At 43.9% G+C, this 16,959-nt stretch carries 18 protein-coding genes and 1 riboswitch; of the genes, 14 read left to right on the top strand and 4 right to left on the bottom strand.

What is annotated here, in order from left to right; translation table 11 throughout:
* The first annotated feature begins 8 nt into the window (after window positions 1–8).
* The 10 genes from MHI51_RS25765 (at window position 9) to MHI51_RS25720 (ending at window position 10,494) form a co-directional block, all read left to right on the top strand.
* Window positions 9–2,114 (top strand): penicillin-binding protein 2, encoded by a 2,106-nt coding sequence (locus MHI51_RS25765; protein ID WP_076218712.1) that lies wholly within the window; start codon window positions 9–11, stop codon window positions 2,112–2,114.
* Window positions 2,115–2,191: 77 nt separating this feature from the next.
* The gene (locus MHI51_RS25760) at window positions 2,192–2,959 is read left to right on the top strand and encodes a Cof-type HAD-IIB family hydrolase (RefSeq protein WP_405173350.1); all 768 of its coding nucleotides are present in this window, start codon (window positions 2,192–2,194) and stop codon (window positions 2,957–2,959) included.
* A 58-nt stretch (window positions 2,960–3,017) separates the two neighbouring features.
* Window positions 3,018–3,503, top strand: a complete 486-nt coding sequence (locus tag MHI51_RS25755; protein ID WP_038573189.1) for a DUF456 domain-containing protein — start codon at window positions 3,018–3,020, stop codon at window positions 3,501–3,503.
* Window positions 3,504–3,529: 26 nt separating this feature from the next.
* Complete coding sequence (locus MHI51_RS25750) at window positions 3,530–5,155, top strand: polysaccharide biosynthesis protein (protein ID WP_076277561.1); 1,626 nt, start codon at window positions 3,530–3,532, stop codon at window positions 5,153–5,155.
* A 78-nt stretch (window positions 5,156–5,233) separates the two neighbouring features.
* Window positions 5,234–5,578: a thioredoxin family protein gene (locus MHI51_RS25745; protein ID WP_036685265.1), complete on the top strand. Its 345-nt coding sequence runs from the start codon at window positions 5,234–5,236 to the stop codon at window positions 5,576–5,578.
* A gap of 102 nt (window positions 5,579–5,680) precedes the next feature.
* Window positions 5,681–6,664: a heme A synthase gene (locus MHI51_RS25740; protein ID WP_076277562.1), complete on the top strand. Its 984-nt coding sequence runs from the start codon at window positions 5,681–5,683 to the stop codon at window positions 6,662–6,664.
* Window positions 6,665–6,819: 155 nt separating this feature from the next.
* Entirely contained in the window at window positions 6,820–7,554 is a 735-nt protein-coding gene (locus MHI51_RS25735) for a Cthe_2314 family HEPN domain-containing protein (protein WP_076178960.1), read from the top strand.
* A 102-nt stretch (window positions 7,555–7,656) separates the two neighbouring features.
* A riboswitch (SAM riboswitch) is annotated at window positions 7,657–7,792 on the top strand.
* A gap of 102 nt (window positions 7,793–7,894) precedes the next feature.
* The gene (locus MHI51_RS25730) at window positions 7,895–8,911 is read left to right on the top strand and encodes a methionine ABC transporter ATP-binding protein (protein WP_076218128.1); all 1,017 of its coding nucleotides are present in this window, start codon (window positions 7,895–7,897) and stop codon (window positions 8,909–8,911) included.
* A 29-nt stretch (window positions 8,912–8,940) separates the two neighbouring features.
* Window positions 8,941–9,570, top strand: coding sequence for a methionine ABC transporter permease (locus MHI51_RS25725; RefSeq protein ID WP_370510697.1), 630 nt, complete (start codon window positions 8,941–8,943; stop codon window positions 9,568–9,570).
* A 57-nt stretch (window positions 9,571–9,627) separates the two neighbouring features.
* A complete protein-coding gene (locus tag MHI51_RS25720; protein WP_036685252.1) occupies window positions 9,628–10,494 on the top strand; it encodes a MetQ/NlpA family ABC transporter substrate-binding protein in 867 nt (288 codons plus the stop codon).
* A gap of 158 nt (window positions 10,495–10,652) precedes the next feature.
* Here MHI51_RS25720 and MHI51_RS25715 read toward each other — a convergent pair whose 3' ends face one another.
* Window positions 10,653–10,901: a NifU family protein gene (locus MHI51_RS25715; RefSeq protein WP_036685249.1), complete on the bottom strand. Its 249-nt coding sequence runs from the start codon at window positions 10,899–10,901 to the stop codon at window positions 10,653–10,655.
* Between the two features lie 81 nt (window positions 10,902–10,982).
* On the opposite strand from MHI51_RS25715, the gene MHI51_RS25710 reads away from it, so the two are divergent.
* Window positions 10,983–11,237 (top strand): YuzB family protein, encoded by a 255-nt coding sequence (locus MHI51_RS25710; RefSeq protein WP_036685247.1) that lies wholly within the window; start codon window positions 10,983–10,985, stop codon window positions 11,235–11,237.
* Between the two features lie 409 nt (window positions 11,238–11,646).
* On the opposite strand, the gene MHI51_RS25705 is transcribed toward MHI51_RS25710, so the two are convergent.
* Together MHI51_RS25705 and mqnE are read right to left on the bottom strand one after the other, a co-directional pair.
* On the bottom strand, window positions 11,647–12,708 hold the full coding sequence (locus MHI51_RS25705; protein ID WP_076277563.1) for an NAD(P)/FAD-dependent oxidoreductase: 1,062 nt from the start codon (window positions 12,706–12,708) through the stop codon (window positions 11,647–11,649).
* Window positions 12,709–12,759: 51 nt separating this feature from the next.
* Window positions 12,760–13,866 carry an aminofutalosine synthase MqnE gene (gene mqnE / locus MHI51_RS25700; RefSeq protein ID WP_076277564.1) on the bottom strand — a complete coding sequence of 369 codons (1,107 nt, stop codon included), beginning with the start codon at window positions 13,864–13,866 and terminating at the stop codon, window positions 12,760–12,762.
* Between the two features lie 458 nt (window positions 13,867–14,324).
* On the opposite strand from mqnE, the gene MHI51_RS25695 reads away from it, so the two are divergent.
* Together MHI51_RS25695 and MHI51_RS25690 are read left to right on the top strand one after the other, a co-directional pair.
* Window positions 14,325–14,684, top strand: coding sequence for an iron-sulfur cluster assembly accessory protein (locus MHI51_RS25695; protein ID WP_036685235.1), 360 nt, complete (start codon window positions 14,325–14,327; stop codon window positions 14,682–14,684).
* A 101-nt stretch (window positions 14,685–14,785) separates the two neighbouring features.
* Complete coding sequence (locus MHI51_RS25690; protein WP_076218130.1) at window positions 14,786–15,238, top strand: N-acetyltransferase; 453 nt, start codon at window positions 14,786–14,788, stop codon at window positions 15,236–15,238.
* A 480-nt stretch (window positions 15,239–15,718) separates the two neighbouring features.
* On the opposite strand, the gene MHI51_RS25685 is transcribed toward MHI51_RS25690, so the two are convergent.
* Window positions 15,719–15,928, bottom strand: coding sequence for a hypothetical protein (locus tag MHI51_RS25685; RefSeq protein ID WP_036685233.1), 210 nt, complete (start codon window positions 15,926–15,928; stop codon window positions 15,719–15,721).
* 333 nt (window positions 15,929–16,261) lie between these two features.
* Here MHI51_RS25685 and MHI51_RS25680 point away from each other — a divergent pair, with 333 nt between their 5' ends.
* A complete protein-coding gene (locus MHI51_RS25680; protein WP_076218131.1) occupies window positions 16,262–16,924 on the top strand; it encodes a YheC/YheD family protein in 663 nt (220 codons plus the stop codon).
* Window positions 16,925–16,959: the final 35 nt, after the last annotated feature.

Below are 16,959 nucleotides of genomic sequence, written 5' to 3'. Positions count from 1 at the left end.
GAAAAACTGTGAGTTTTTTCCGTAAGCAGGCCTCACCTCCTGACGAGACCAGCAGCAAAAGTTCCATTGGCCTGCGACTCAACGTGTTTTTCTTTAGCACGTTCGTTATATTTTGCGTAATCATCATCCGACTAGCTGTTCTGCAGTTCGTGGAAGGTCCAACTTTAACTGAGGTAGAGACGAGTAGAGATACTAAAAATGTACCGTTAGCTTCCATGAGAGGGGTTATATACGCTGCAGGTGGTGAGAAGCTAGCTTATTCCACACCTGTTCAATCGCTGTATATCACACTCAATAAAGAGTATACGGCTAAGGAAACAGATAAAGTCACCGGTAAAACAACGCTGACCCCAGAGGCTAAGGCCAAGTCTGATGCATTGGCAGCCAAGCTGGTAGCTGATTTCAATAAATATGGGGATCCAAATGCAGAGAAGATGACGGAGAAAGATGTAATTGATGCGTTGGATTTATATTTCCGTAAATCACTTGGCTTTATGGCACGGCGAATTAAGGCTGATCTGACTACTGAAGAAGTTGCTTATTTCATGGAACATAAAGGAGAATATCCGGGGCTTGAGATTGTCGAGGAGAGCATTCGTCATTACGATAAAGATACGGTTGCTGTACAGACGATTGGTTATATCAAACCCTTCAAATCCGCGAACAGTCTTAATATTTATAAAAACATTCTAAGTGCTATGAAAAACAATCCGGAGCCAGGGCTAACGTATAAGGATGATGAATTTGTTGGATTCGATGGGCTGGAGCTGAAATATCAGCGTGAGCTTCGCGGGCAAAACGGCTATCAGGAAATTTCCGTCAATCCACAGAATATGGCGGAGAAAATTGAGCGTGTCGTTCCGCCTGTCAAAGGAAATGACATCTGGACAACGATTAATAAGAACGTTCAGATGAAGACAGAACAGGCGATAACAGATCAGCTCAAATGGTTGCACTCTAATACCGTACAAGGCAGAACGCATCCGAATGCTTTAACGGGATATGCAGTAGCGATGGAAGTAGATACTGGCAATATTGTTGCTATGGCGAGTATGCCTGACTATGATACGAATGTTTGGACAACGGGTTCTTTATCTGCAGATGTCTGGAACAGTATTATGGATAACTATCAGAACGGCACGATAACTCCTATTTCTTCAGGAACCTCAGGGAATGGACTAAGATCTGTATTGCTTCTAGGTTCAACGATTAAACCTTTGAGTGTACTCGTGGGCCTGAATGAAGGGTTGTTTTCAACTTCATCGTATTATCAGGATAAAGGTTTTGCGACTTTTGGTAAGTCTGGGCATGAAACGAAGGTAAGAAACTCTTCTAACCACGTATATGGTTCTTTGGATCCTGCTAGAGCCATTGAGAAATCCTCGAATGCATTTATGGTCGATATGGTCGGTAAAAGATTGTATGACAAATATAAAAGCAAGGGGATAGACATCTGGGATGTCTATATGAAAGAGTTCGGCCTTGGTGTATCTACGGGAATTGACCTGCCAAATGAATTCTTGGGTCAAAGAAACTATACCAATATAGAAGCTGCTGGTAGTGCGCAGTCCGCACTGGTCTATGCCTCTTTCGGACAACAAGGAAGTTATACAGTAATGCAGCTTGCACAGTATGTTACAACACTTGCTAATGAAGGACAGCGGATTAAACCTCAATTGGTTAGCAAGATTACTGATGCAGATGGAAATATAGTCAAAGAGTTTAAACGTGAGGTGCTTGATGAAGTAACAAACTTCGATAAGTCCTACTGGAATGAAATTAAGCAGGGGATGCGAAGTGAAGTTAGTGCTTTTTCTGATTTCCCTTATGACTTTGCCCGTAAGACGGGAACCTCTCAGCAAGTAGCTAAGGGTGAAATTCGCGATAATGGGGTATTTATTGCATATGCTCCACGTAATAATCCTAAGTTGGCTGTGGCGGTTGTAATCCCTGAAGGTGGTTTTGGTTCACAAAGTGCGGCACCAGTCGCACGTAAAATATTTGATGCCTATGATTGGGAATATGGCCTTGATGGAGTTCCAAAGAAAAGTCTCCAGTCTGGCAATAATACTAATGATAATGCGAAGGAGGGAGAGACTACAGGTACCGAGTAACTCTGACCCTATGGCCTAAGATTTAAAAAAATAAACAGCTTCTCAAATGAGAGCATACAAGAATGGAGGGATGGCAAATGATTGCCAAATACCGCCTGCTTGCATTGGATATGGATGGAACCCTACTGAATGATGAACAGATAATTACACCCACAACGGTGGAATGGATTCAAAAGGCGGTCAACGCAGGCGTTCATGTCTGTCTGTCGACAGGCCGGGCATTTGTAAGTGCCTTACCCTATGCAGAGCAGCTAGGTTTAGAGACACCGATGATCACTGTGAACGGCAGTGAGGTGTGGAGAGCGCCACATGAAATATACCGGAGATCACTAATGGATCCCAAGCTGGTACAAGAAATGTATGATCTTGCAAAAGCAGATGACATCTGGTTCTGGGCTTATTCTCTGGACGAAGTTCTTAAACAGGATAACTGGGATGGGGATGTAACGGGTAGAGAATGGCTTAAATTCGGTTATCACACTGAAGATGATGAGCTTCGTCATAAGCTGTTGCTTCGTCTTCAAGATATGGGTGGACTGGAGATTACGAACTCTTCTCCGCACAATCTGGAGATTAATCCTCTAGGCGTGAATAAGGCAGCAGGATTAAAGGAAGTCTGCAAGCTGCTGGGAATAGAAATGTCGCAAGTTGTAGCTGTGGGCGACAGCCTTAACGATCTGGCGGCGATCCAGCAGGCTGGGCTTGGGGTTGCCATGGGCAACGCGCAAAAGACGGTTAAACAAGAGGCTGATGTTGTGGTGGCGACCAATAATCAAGACGGGATTGCCGAGGTCATCCAAAAGTATATCTTTACCGAAGCTGCAGCCTCTGTAGGCAGCAAATAATAAAAGCAGTACTGCGAAGTGAATCCATGGAGCATTATGCTAGTAGGAGGTTAAGGAATTGACGATCCTGGGTTGGATTCTTATCATTGTTTTGTTTGCTGTAGGATTGGCAGGGGCTGTGTATCCCATACTGCCGGGTGCGTTAGCGATCTATCTTGCCTTTTTTGTATACGGCTGGTTTTTTTCTTTTGAGCCCTTTGGGGTTTGGTTCTGGATTATTCAAACACTGATCGTTGTAGTTCTTTTTGTTGCTGATTATGTTGTAGGAGCGTGGGGTGTCAAAAAATTTGGCGGATCACGTTCATCGATTATCGGGAGCACGATCGGGCTGATCTTGGGACCTTTTGTTATTCCAGCTTTTGGTCTTATCATTGGACCATTTCTAGGCGCTTTTATTGGAGAATTGATAGTGGGATCTTCCCCGTCTAAAGCTGCTAAGGTAAGTGTTGGCTCCATACTCGGCTTATTTAGCAGCACCTTGGTCAAAATCGTGTTGCAGGTAATTATGGTCGTCCTCTTTTTTATATGGGTCGCCCGGTTTTAATTTAACAGTGAAGAAGGGGAAAGAGTTTGTCCAAGAAAGAGTCTTTTGTTAAAGGCACGCTTATCCTTGCTGCTGCAGCTTTGGTGGCAAGGGTACTCGGGCTTGTCCAGCGTGTGCCGCTGGAGCATTTATTTAATGATGTTGGTAATGCTTCATTTACACAGGCAAACACAGTTTATTTAATGTTATTACCGCTGGCTACAGCAGGGATTCCAAGTACATTAAGTAAAATGGTATCTGAGCGTTATGCACTGAATAGACCAAATGAAGCTCAGCAGGTGTATCGGGCGGCATTAATCTTTGGTGTTGTAGTTGGCGTAATTATGAGCGCATTGTTATACATAGGTGCTCCTTATTATGCAGAATATGCAAAAGTTCCTGAAAGTACTTTGGCGATCCGGGCCATAGCTCCGGCACTCCTACTCTTCCCTTCTATTGCAATGATGCGTGGTTACTTTCAAGGGCGGAATAATATGATGGCTGGTGGCATCTCTCAAATTGTGGAGCAGATCGCGAGGGTATCTACCGCTGTTCTTCTGGCATTTGTATTGTTACAAAAAGGGTACGACAACACGTGGATGGCTGCTGGTGCATCATTCGGTAGTGTATTTGGTAGTGTTGGTGCGTTTGGTGTAATGCTCTATTACGCTATGAAATTACGGCGTAGCGAGGGGCAAACTGCGTTATACGAAACGAATGAAGCGAAGCTTCCTCTATTTGGAATTTATAAGGATATATTTAAATTATCCATTCCTATCGTTCTATCTTCAGTTACGGTTCCAGTAGTGAACTTTATTGATACATCTTTAATTGTACCGTTACTGAGTGGACAAGTTGGTGTAGCTGATGCCACACGTGCTTTGGGTATTTTCGGGAGTCGGGCACAGAGTGTCGCCGGGATTCCACCGGTTCTTTCTATAGCACTGAGCACATCACTTATACCAATTATTTCAGCTGCATATGCCCGTCGGGATGAAAAACATCTAAAAGGGCAAGTGACGTTAGCACTTCGAATCTCTATTTTAACAGGAGCACCGATTGTTCTATCACTCGTAGTTGCTGCATATTCAGTTAATGGTCTCTTGTTCAGTAGTTTAGATGGCAGTGGTATCGTAGCCATGCTTACTTTAGGAACGATCTTTCAGATTACGATGATGACAACGAACTCTATTTTGTTAGGTATGGGCAAATCGCGAATTTCCATGTATTATGTGTTAGCGGGTATTATTGTAAAATTAGTGGCAAGCTTATTACTTAGTAAGGTATTTGGCATCTACGGAATTATCGGTGCAACAGCACTTTGTTTCGTGGTCATTACTTTGCTTAACTTACGGATGCTGAAATCGATTGTGCCATTTGAAATTATGGGCAAACGTTGGGGCGGTTTCGCGATTGCGGTACTTGTGTCCGGCGGGATTGGTTATGGCTTGAATGAAGCTGGAATTTTGTTAACGGATCTGATGCCGGCACGTTTGGCGTTTCTGATCACTTGTCTAGTTGTAGGAGCAGCCGTTGTTGTTATTTATCTAGTACTGCTTATTGTGCTGGGCGTGCTGACTAAACAGGAAATCTCCAGTTATCCGCGGGCGCTGCAAAAATTATTGAATCCGCTGATGAAGTTACAGCCTGCACGTGTTCGTATGAGAGAATAGGTTTGACTTCTACACTGCATTTTGCTTCACTTAAAGAGTAGAAAATAGACAGATATTGAAGAAGGGACTGAGTAAATCATGGACAAAATTAGTTCTCCTGCTGAATTTCAGGTAGCCATTCAATCACCTCGATTAACAGTGGCCATCTTCAAGGCTGACTGGTGTTCGGATTGTAAATTTATCGATCCTTTTATCCCAGAGGTAGAGCAGGCTTATGCAGACCGCCTTACACTGGTTGAGGTAGATGTTGATGCCGTGGGCGATGTTAGCCAAGAACAAAATATTATGGGTATTCCAAGCTTCGTCGCATATTCGGATGGACGGGAATTGGTTAGATTCGTTAATAAATTGCGCAAATCCCGTGAAGAGATTGAGAATTTCCTTGATAAAGCGGTCCAAGTGCATCAAAGCCTTCAAAAGTAATTCCTAAGGAACCACCGCTTTCGCCTGTTTGTGCAAAAGCGGTGGTTTTTTGAAATATAAGTCTGGCTGCTTCTTCATTACTAAAAACTGCGGGTGATATTTTTGACGACAAATCAGTTGAAATGGCTTAGTTATCTTACTTGCCTTATCATGTTCCTTGCTGTACTCGGAGGAGCGGTAGTGACGAAGACTGGATCGGGCTTGGAATGCGGAAATGAATGGCCGCTCTGTCATGGGAAATTAATTCCGGCTTATACTATAGGCTCGATGATTGAATACACCCATCGCTTGTTTAGCGGTTTGGCAGGGTTATTCTCACTTGCCTCGATGTTTGCTTTTTGGCGTTATGCCCGTACTCGGCGCGATTTGCTGGGATATGCATTTATGACTTTATTATTCGTCATCGTTCAAGGTGGTATGGGAGCGCTTGCAGTAATTAAATCTCAATCCGCCGCTGTAATGGCGCTGCATATGGGTTTTTCTTTGATCGCCTTTTCGAGCGCTATGATGTTGGCTCTTGGAACCAAGAGATGGCATGAAGCACGCGAATATGATCATAAGCTGGAGGCTCAAAAGAAGCCCGTAAGTAAGGCTTTTCGCAATTTAACCTGTTTTACTGCCATCTATTCTTATATTGTCGTGTATATTGGAGCCTTTGTAAGTCATACGGATTCACAAGGCGGGTGTTCGGGTTGGCCGCTTTGTAATGGAGAATGGGTTCCGGAGCTTTCCGGAGGAGTAGGTGTTGTTTTTACGCATCGGATTGCGGCTTTAATCTTATTCATGCTTACTGCGCTGCTCGGGCATTTGGCATTTTGGAAACATAAGGATTATCCAGAGCTTAGAGCGTTAGGTATAGCTGCAGTACTGTTATGCTTGATGCAGGTATTTAGTGGGGCGGCTGTGGTTTACACTCTAGATAATGAAAGGCTGTACATATTTGCCGCTTTGGCTCATATTTTGCTGATTGCCAGTTTGTTTGGTGTCTTATGTTATATGAGTGTAAGAGTCTGGCAGCTAAATCGCGCGAGTAGTGTCGTGTCTGGAAAAAATGTAACGAACCCAATGATTCCACCGCCTTGGTAGAACATTCCCTCCGTGGATAGAGGCGCTTCACCCGCGGAATAATAAAGTGGAAATCGGTATATCGTGGAGCTGATTGGCCGATGCTTACGTCGCGAGTTTTGTACGAAGCAGTCCATGGAAGCAGACGCTGAACAAAACTTTAGGAGGACTGGGATATGCTGCGGGTATTACTTGGAGAGCCGCCTCGAAAGAACAGCGGTGTGTTGGCTGATGCGATGGAGAATATGGCCACTTTTGCAGCATTGCTGCGCAAGGAAATGAGTGCCCATGAGGATAATGACCATGAATACCGCAAGCTGGAGATTTGGACACGTGGGCTGATTTCCTCTCTGGATGAACTGGAGCAAAGTTGGTTCGCAGCCGCTTTTTACCGGAAATTAGTGATTGCGGGTTATATGGATGATATGACACCGGTGGAACAGGGCGATTATGCACGTTATGTTTATTTTTATAAAGATGGCTTTATCCGGGTTTTCTCTCTTCTGGACAAGCTTGGGACGGTACTGAATCATTTTTATGATCTCAAAACATCCAAATTAAAAACGCACTTTTCTTATTTTACAGTGCTGCGTCAGCTTCAATTATTGAATGTGCATCCTGCATTAGCGGATCAACTGGAAGAGATTAAGAACTCCTACCGCGATCCATTGGAGAATTTACGCAAGCGCAGAAATGCTGAAATTCATTATATGAATTCCGAAATGCAGGATGATTTGTGGCAGCGGCACCAAGGTCTGCATGACAAAATTCAGCTCGAGGATCTGGATAGCCATCTTGAGGATTTAAAACAATCGCTCGAAATGAACTGTAAGACATTAATCGCGGCATTCAGCTACAGCAATGAACAGCTGCGTAAGGAAATAAGCAAGGCAAAGAGCATAAAATCGTAATCGTTCAATATATTTCCTTTTGACAAAAATAGATAAACTCACTATACTTATGCTTGCATTAAAGTATGTACGATTTCAGAAAAAATATAATTTCATAACTTTATCTTATCGAGAGCGGCGGAGGGATAGGCCCGATGAAGCCCGGCAACCGATTTGTATCCAGCGCGGGAAGCGTTGTACAAATGTCATGGTGCTAATTCCTACAATGGCGCAGGTTGCGGTCGTTGGCAGATGAGAAGGCATTGTCTTAATAAACCCACAGAGCCTCTTGCGATCTGCATCGATCGTTAGAGGTTTTTTTGTATAGAATAAGTGAAGTATAAAGGGGGGGCGACGAGAGTTGATTAATCTAAAAGGGATAACAAAGATTTATGGAAAAGGGAGTAATGCGGCAACAGCACTTTCTGGATTGAATCTGTCCATCGAGAAAGGTGAAATATTCGGAGTCATCGGCCACTCTGGAGCCGGGAAAAGTACATTGATCCGTTGCATTAATCTGTTGGAACGTCCGACAGAAGGAGAGGTCTGGGTAGACGGTGTTGAGCTAACCAGTCTTAACCAAGGTCAGCTGCAGGAACAGCGGCGCAAGATTGGGATGATTTTTCAACATTTCAATTTGCTGTCTTCGGCGACCGTATACGATAATATTGCCTTTCCACTGCGCCTTGCAGGTACATCTAGAACAGCTATTGATACAAAAGTCAAAGACCTGCTCGCTCTAGTTGGGCTTGAAGAACATAAAGATAAGTTTCCTTCTCAGTTATCTGGAGGACAAAAGCAGCGGGTCGGCATCGCCCGGGCACTAGCCAGTGACCCTGATGTGCTGCTGTGTGACGAGGCCACTTCTGCGCTCGATCCCCAGACAACGGACTCCATTCTTAAGCTGCTGCTCGATATTAATAAAAGATTCCATTTGACCATTGTGCTGATCACACATGAAATGCATGTAATCCAGAGCATCTGCGACCGTGTCGCGGTCATTCATGGTGGTGGGATTGTTGAGCAAGGCAAAGTTACAGAGGTATTTCTCAAGCCGCAGCATGAGGTTACACGCGATTTCATCCGCAGTGAGACACAGAATGAAGGACCTCTTCGAGTGGCGCTTGATGCTGCTGCCGGGGATAACTCTCAAGCTGTCAAAATTACTTTTTTCGGAGAAAAAACTTACGGCTCGGCACTATCCGATGTCGTGCGTGATACGGGTGTAAGCTTTGCAATCTTACATGGTACCATTTCAACGATTAAAGATGTGCCTTATGGACAGATGATTGTGCGGTTCGAAGGGCCAGCTGAGGCGATTGCTGTAACGATCTCCAGGCTAATTGCTCAAGGCCTTGATGTGGAGGTGATTTCGTAATGAATTTTGCAGATCTAAATTGGCAAGAAATGATGGATGCTACGGTTGCTACTATAAAAATGATATTTTTTTCCGGATTGTTCACAATTATTCTTGGTTTACCACTCGGAATTCTATTGTATTTATGGGGGAAATCGAATAGTATAGTAATCAGAGTAACTTACTCGGTCTTATCATTACTTGTAAATATTCTACGTTCCGTACCCTTTATCATTTTGATGGTGGCTCTAATTCCTTTCAGCAAAGCCGTTGTTGGAACCTCCATTGGTGTACTCGGTACGATTCCACCTCTGGTGATTGGTGCAGCTCCGTTTTTTGCCCGCTTGGTAGAGACGTCGTTAAGAGAGGTAGACCGCGGAGTCATCGAAGCCGCACAAGGTATGGGAGCATCGACGAACCAAATCGTTATGCGTGTTCTTTTGCCAGAAGCTCGTCCAGGTCTGCTCGCTGGAGTTACGATCACACTGGTTACACTGGTCTCCTATACAGCAATGGCTGGAATGGTTGGGGGCGGCGGATTAGGTGACTTGGCGATTCGTTACGGCTACCACCGCTATGAGACGGAGATTATGATTGTTTCTATAGTATTTATTGTCGTACTGGTGCAATTGCTACAAATGGCCGGTGACCGACTCGTAAAACATTACACACGGAAATAAGGTACATCCATATATATCCTTATTCAATACAAAATATAGATTAGAGGGGGATTTACAATGAAAAAAGTACTACTTACATTTTTTAGCCTGACACTGGTTGCGGTGCTTGCGGCTTGCGGTAACAACAATGCATCTAATAATGCTGGGAGCTCGGCTGCTACAACAGCACCAAACGCAGAAGCAACAAGTGAACCTACTAAAGATCCAGTGAAATTGGTTATTGGTGCCTCACCTGTTCCTCATGCTGAAATTTTGAAGGCTATTGCTCCATTGCTTGAAAAAGATGGAATTACACTTGAAATCAAAGAATTCACTGACTATATTCAACCTAACGTGCAGCTTGATGAGAAGGAGTTAGACGCTAACTTTTTCCAACACCAACCGTATCTGGATGACCAAAACAAAAATAATAAAACCGACCTGGTCTCTGTTGCATCCGTTCACGTTGAACCTTTTGGAGCTTATTCCAAAAAAATCAAATCAATCGATGAGTTGGCTGATGGTGCAAAAGTTGCCATTCCGAACGATGCTACTAACGGTGGCCGTGCACTAATCCTACTTGCAAAAAATGGTCTGATTACCTTGAAAGATGATACAAACATTGCTGCAACAAAAGCAGATATCACTGAAAACAAGAAAAATCTCGACATCATTGAGTTGGAAGCTGCTATGCTCCCACGTCAACTGGATGAGGTAGATCTTGCTTTGATCAACACGAACTTTGCACTAGACGCTGGTCTTGTGCCAACTAAAGATGCATTGTTCATCGAGGGTGTAGATTCCCCTTATGCTAACATTTTGGTAACCCGTCAAGACAATAAAGATTCCGAAGCCATCAAAAAGCTGGTTGCTGCCCTGAATTCTCCAGAAGCTAAAGCTTTCATTGAAGAAAAGTACGAAGGTGCGATCATTCCAGCGTTTTAAGGAATGAAGCTAAATTCGTCTATAGTCATAACAAGAACCCGCAGCCAAGTTGGCTTGCGGGTTTTATGTTCTAAGGTTGTGAGAGAATGTTAAATCCTCTATAATAAGAAAATCCCGATCTCCTATACAGGAGAATCGGGAGGGTTATTGAACGGGATTTAGAATACTTGAACTACTTCTTCAACGCCTTCTACTTCTTCAAGGAGGGCGCGTTCAATCCCGGCTTTCAAGGTGATCGTGGAGCTTGGGCAGCTGCCGCAGGCACCCATAAGTTTCAACTTAACGATGCCGTCTTCCACATCGACCAGTTCTACGTCACCGCCATCGCGCTGCAGGAACGGACGAAGCTTATCCAGCACTTCTAGTACTTCATCATACATTTCGGTGCTTTGTGCATTCTCACTCATTTCTCAATCACTCCTTTCGTAAGTTCATTATAGTACAAAAAGTTAAAAAATAAAATGGTTAGGCGGAATAGGGAGATCATCATGAGACCAATTATTGAATTTTGTTCCAGTAACATGGGTCACGGAACAGACAAGCTAATGCATAAGCTGGAGGAAAATCCAGATTATGATGTCATTGAATACGGATGTCTGAACAATTGTGGAGAGTGTTATTTAATGCCTTTCGCCATGGTTGAAGGTGACATTATTGCAGCAGACACTGTTGCAGAGCTAGAAGAGAAAATTGAGGCCAAGATCAAAGAGCTTGAGGCTTGGTTTAATATAGATCTTGACTAAATTTCTCGAGAAAAAAAGAGGGAGCACTCCATAATCTAAATTATGGAGTGCTCCCTCTTTTTGGAACCTTACTTGAACAAAATCCACCAATTTGATCGATTAGGCAACATATTGGAGAGTGCAGGGGCTACCGTGAAGGTGCCACCGGACTCAGGCGACCTTATATTGAGTGTTTTCCTACATTTGGATTGCTATCGGACCCCATAGTCACTATTCACCTGAAAAACAGCATAAATGAACCTCATTATAAGCAATAACTTCACTGGAGTCCGAAACTCTCCTTCAAAGGCTGAAAATTTGCGAATAAGGTCATCTGAGTCCGAAGGGTATACGCACCAATAACGTAAGGAAGCTACTCTCGTGTTTATCTGAGAGTAGCTTCCTTTAATAATTATGAACCATCATAGGCTTATCCTAAAGTGCGTTTCGACATCCAGAGCACTCCGCTCTTGAGGATGCGGGGAACCCGTCCTTTGACGGAGCGTTGTCCCATAAGTCCGAATCCTGCTTTTTTTCCTAGTGACCCTAAAGTACCCTTCAGGCGAATAGGATGAAGCTTGGGAGTCTCACTGCGCCAGGTCGCTTGGATAACCTGAGCTACCTGCTCACCCTGTGCTCCAGCGGCTTGTGCGCTTGGTGCGAATGGCAGACTGGCACAGTCGCCAATCACATATACCTCCGGATAATCCGGTATACGATAATACTCATCCAGCATAATCCGTCCACCGCGGTCCTTCGACACATTCAAATCTTGAACTACTTTTACAGGTTGAATCCCTGCGGTCCATACTGTCACATCTGAAAGGATTTCCTCGGTACCGTTAAAAATCGAATCCTTCTCTACATGAGATACAGAGATTCGTCCTAGCGTTTGCACCTGATGGTGATGAAACCATTCCTCTACGTACTGTGACAGCTTTGCCGGAAAGGCAGACAAAACACGTTCACCGCGATCCAGAATAGCGATGTTAAGGTCTGGACGGCTTTCCCGAAGCTCTGCGGCTAATTCAACACCGCTCAATCCTCCACCTACGATGTTTATCGTTCCGTAAGGCTTCACATCATTTAAACGGCGGTAGGTTTCCCGAGTACCAGCAAAGGTCTGGATGCTGCAGGTATATTGATCAGCACCAGGGATGTTGTGGTAATTGTCGGTACATCCAAGAGCAATGGCTAGGAGATCATAAGATACAATCTCACCGGACTCCATACTGACTATTTTGCTCTCCAAATCAATGGAACTCACTTCACCGTACCGGACAGTAAGCCGGGGGTGAACCGGAAAATGAATGCGCAGGTGATAATCAGTTACGGTACCTGCGGCGAGCGCATAATATTCCGTTTTGATTCCTTGATAAGGCATTCGGTCAATTAAGATAATTTCAACATCATGAGGAAGATGATTATTGAGTAATTCTTGAATTAAGGCTAGGCCGCCGTAGCCACCGCCAAGAACGAGTATTGTTCTCATGCTGACCGAACTTCCTTTCCAATATGGGATAACAAATCTCAGGTAGTCTTCTTATTCGTATACCTTAACTTCATTATAGAAAGTGTCACGTTCGACAGGAATTCGTCCAGCACCTTTCACTAGCCAGATCAATTCGTCGCGAGTCAGACCTTCCGGTGTTAAGGCGCCAGCCGCGTGGCTGATACGTTCTTTTAGAATTGTGCCATGCACATCTGATGCACCGAAGTTCAGCGCGACTTGAGTAAGCTGAGGGCCAATGTTAATGAAGTACGCTTTGATGTGATCGAAATTGTCCAACATCAATCTGCTGATCGCAATGGTCTTCAGATCCTCATAAGCAGAGTTGCGGCGCATGATGCCAGCGTTTTTATTCTTAGGCTGCATGGACAATGGAATGAATACCATAAAGCCATTGGTTTCGTCCTGCAAATCACGGATTTGCATCATATGGCGGATACGGTCTTCATGAGATTCAATGGAGCCGTACAGCATAGTGGTATGGGTCTTCATCCCAAGCTGATGTGCTGTCCGATGGACTTCCAGATATTCTTCCACATTAGCTTTGTCTACACGCATTTTTTTACGATATTGGTCGGATAATATCTCTGCGCCACCACCGGTGAGTGTTTTAAGTCCAGCAGCACGCAATTGTTCCAGTACCTCACGAATACTCAAACCGCTAATACGGGTGAAAAAATCAATTTCAGCCGCAGTGTAGGCTTTTAAGGTAACCTCAGGGAAACGTTCGTTCAAAGCTTTTAAAGAATCCACATAATAGTGGAAGGGAACCTTGTCGTTATGGCCACCAACAATGTGGAATTCGCGTACGCCTGGGTGGATATGCTGTTCGACATATTGCACCATTTCCTGACCGGATAGGGTATAGGCTCCCTCTTCTCCATCATCTTTGCGGAAATTGCAGAATGCACAGTGCGATTCGCAAACATTGGTGAAATATAGACTCATGTTTTCGATAAAATATACCCGGTTGTGATTCTTGGCGATATTGACTTCATTCGCTAGCTGGCCAATGGTAAGTAAATCGTTGCTTTGATATAAATAAACGCCATCTTCCAAATTCAATCTTTCGCCGCTGCGAACCTTATCAATAATGTTCGCCATTCGGGCATCCGTGTGGGGGGTAAAAAGAGTAGACATATTATGATTTCCTCCTGAAAGTTTACGAGCAGATTGCTCGAAGATAAATTCCAGACGTACCCAAGTGGTAGCTGTTCATTCTAAAAAAGAAAGAGGCGAGCTTGCCTCCGTGACAAATTTCCGAATTTTTACTTAGAGTGCCTTCCCTATTATAAACCTACTCTCCTAAGGGTATCAACAGCTTGATATTGATGGTGTTTTTTGCTGTGAAGGGTCATGCCTAAGGCAGTTGTGACTTGAGGGTAACGGAATAGTCGGTTATACTGAATTTATCAAGCATAAACGTCATTGGCATCCTTATAAAGTTGATAAGCGTTTAAGCGAGAAATATAAGACATAAAGAATAGGTGCAACACTTATACTATCTTATATTTTTATGAAATAACTTTTGGCCGGAAGGTCCCTTAAACATAAGTTTCCGCTTATGAAGGGAGACGAATTTGTAGGAGGATGAGATCATGATTAATATTAGTGAAAAGGCAGCAGAACAATTAAAGGCGATGCTTGCTGAACAAGAAGTACCGAACATGTTCCTCCGTATTGGAGTAACGCCCGGCGGTTGCAGTGGATTCTCGTACGCTATGGGCTTTGATGATAATGAAACCGATCAGGACGTATATATGGACATTCAAGACATGAAAGTGGTTGTGGAGAAGGAGAACCTTCGTTACCTGGACGGTCTCGAAATCGACTTTGAAGAATCCGGCATGACGGGTGGTTTCACCATCAACAACCCTAACGCTACTGCAACTTGCGGCTGCGGTTCAAGCTTCCGGACAGCTACGGATGCAGGGAAACCTAACGAAGAGCCTTGCTAATCACAGCAATCACGGCTCCAAGCCCCGTGTTGGATTCTAACAACACAGGCTTGGAGTTTTTTTTATTCTCAATGACAAAAATCATCACAAGGAGTTCGGAAATGGAAATCAGAAAATTAAAAGCTGGTGAACAGCCTCCATTAGAATTACTTCTATTAGCAGATCCTTCGGAGAGCTTAGTTAACGGATATTTACAAAGAGGGTTATGTTGTGTGGCTGAGGTGGATAACAGCATCATCGGAGTCTACGTTGTGCTGCAGACAAGACCGGAGACTGTAGAGATTGTTAATATCGCCGTCGACGAAAATAAACACGGGCAAGGTATAGGAAAACAGCTGCTGAACCATGCGATTCAGAATGCCAAGCTGCTTGGAGCAAAAACCATTGAAATTGGCACAGGTAATTCGAGTGTTGAACAATTGGCACTTTATCAGAAATGTGGATTCAGAATCACCGGCATTGATAGAGATTTTTTTATTAGGCATTACAGTGAAGAAATCTTTGAAAATGGGATTCAAGTCATAGATATGATACGCCTGTCGCTGGATTTATGAGTAATAGGGGAGTTTCTCAGAAGCCATTTAATGACCGCTGGGGTAGCTCTTTATTCTTTTACATAGGAAGCAAACGATAAATCGCTAACCATGTATCACGAACGATATATCGCTAACCATGTATCGCAAGCCATGTATCGGACACAGATGACCCTAAACGCCACATTTTCCCATATTTGTGGTGCCGACGGACCGCATTGCCGCTATTGCTATGAAAATCAGTAAATATGAAACTCTTTCTAAGCGATAGTGTCACTGGAGTCCGAAACCACGCCTCAAAGGTTGAAAATCTGCAAATAACGTCATCTGGGTCCGAAATGCTCATGGTTAACGACACTGTTGAAGCAGATAGCTATTGTTTAAAAACACAGAGCAGCGATTCTCCACATAACTGGAGAATCGCTGCTCTGTGTTTTTTTTGCGAGGGTCGGACCGTCTGTGCATAGAAGTAAGCTGTTTATAGGCAGTCCCCTGCGTACATTAGGCTGGAATAATAAACTTGTAATTAATCATAAATACGATGAGCGCTGCAGCTCCAAGGGAGAAGGCGATACAGCCCGTACCCAGTGCTCTGCGTTTGTCTTTAATAAATTTAAAGCCAATGGCGCAGATCAGTATAGTCGTTCCAGCCAATACAATGGACATCCCAAGCATAGCTACCCAATATAAAACCTCAAAAAACTGTGCCATTCTGAGCCCTCCCCGCGCTGTGCTTTTTAGTGATTCTGTTAGTACTCACTATAATAGTAGAAATTGAAAATGTAACCGCTATTAATAATACAACGATTTTGAAGATTATTCTAGTTATAGTGAACTCATCCATTAAGATATTGATGTCGAATTTATTGAGAACTGAATCTACAAAATCCGCGGTTGTACCCTGTCGCTGTCGACTGATGCTGTGCTAAACACTAAGCCCTTTTTGCTAAGAGCGGCATCTTACACGGACAATCATACAAGAGGGCGAGACCTTCTCTGAGTAATGTATAGGGTAGGCTGGATTGTGAAGGGAGGGAAAGGACGATGGCAGGAAGACAATTGGCCAGTAAGTGGCTGAAGACAGAAGCGTTGCTGACCGACGCTCGGGTTGCACCCTATATCCCAATGACGAGGGGGTACAGGGCAGAAACGCTCCTGGCAATGCTTCGTAGATATGGAAATGTTGTCATTAAACCTATTGTGGGTGGCGGAGGTTACGGTGTAATCAAAGTTTTTCGGGATAGTCGCGGTTATGGATTCACCTATATGGACAGAACTCGAATTTACAAGGATTTTGGAACCATGAGACGTGCGCTTAATACTGTGAAGGCAAGACGCAGATATTTGATTCAACAAGGGATTTCCCTTGCAAGAATCGGTGGACGGCCTATTGATTATCGGGTCAAAGTAGTTAAGAATGGTGAGGTTTGGGAATTTCGCTCCATGGTAGGGAGATTGGCTCGGCCAGGTCTGTTCGTAACCAATCTTTGTAAAGGGGGAACGATGCTATCATGTCGTGAAGGACTTCGTAGATCGTTGCCGCGGATTAAAGCTTCAGCGAAGAAAGCAGAAATGCGGAGACTAACCCATGTATGTATCGGAATTATGGAACGGCATTTTCCGGGAATAGGTGAGCTGGGCTTTGATTATGCTGTAGATTATTCGGGGAAAATATGGATTTTGGAGGTTAATACAAGACCTCAATAAATTAACAATTATTTTAAGAATTGACGATAATAGAG

Source organism: Paenibacillus sp. FSL H8-0260 (genome assembly GCF_045040625.1).
Taxonomy (GTDB): Bacteria; Bacillota; Bacilli; order Paenibacillales; family Paenibacillaceae; genus Paenibacillus_AQ; species Paenibacillus_AQ odorifer.
The sequence above is the reverse complement of the archived record's forward strand: the minus strand, read 5'-3'. Positions and strand labels throughout refer to the sequence as shown.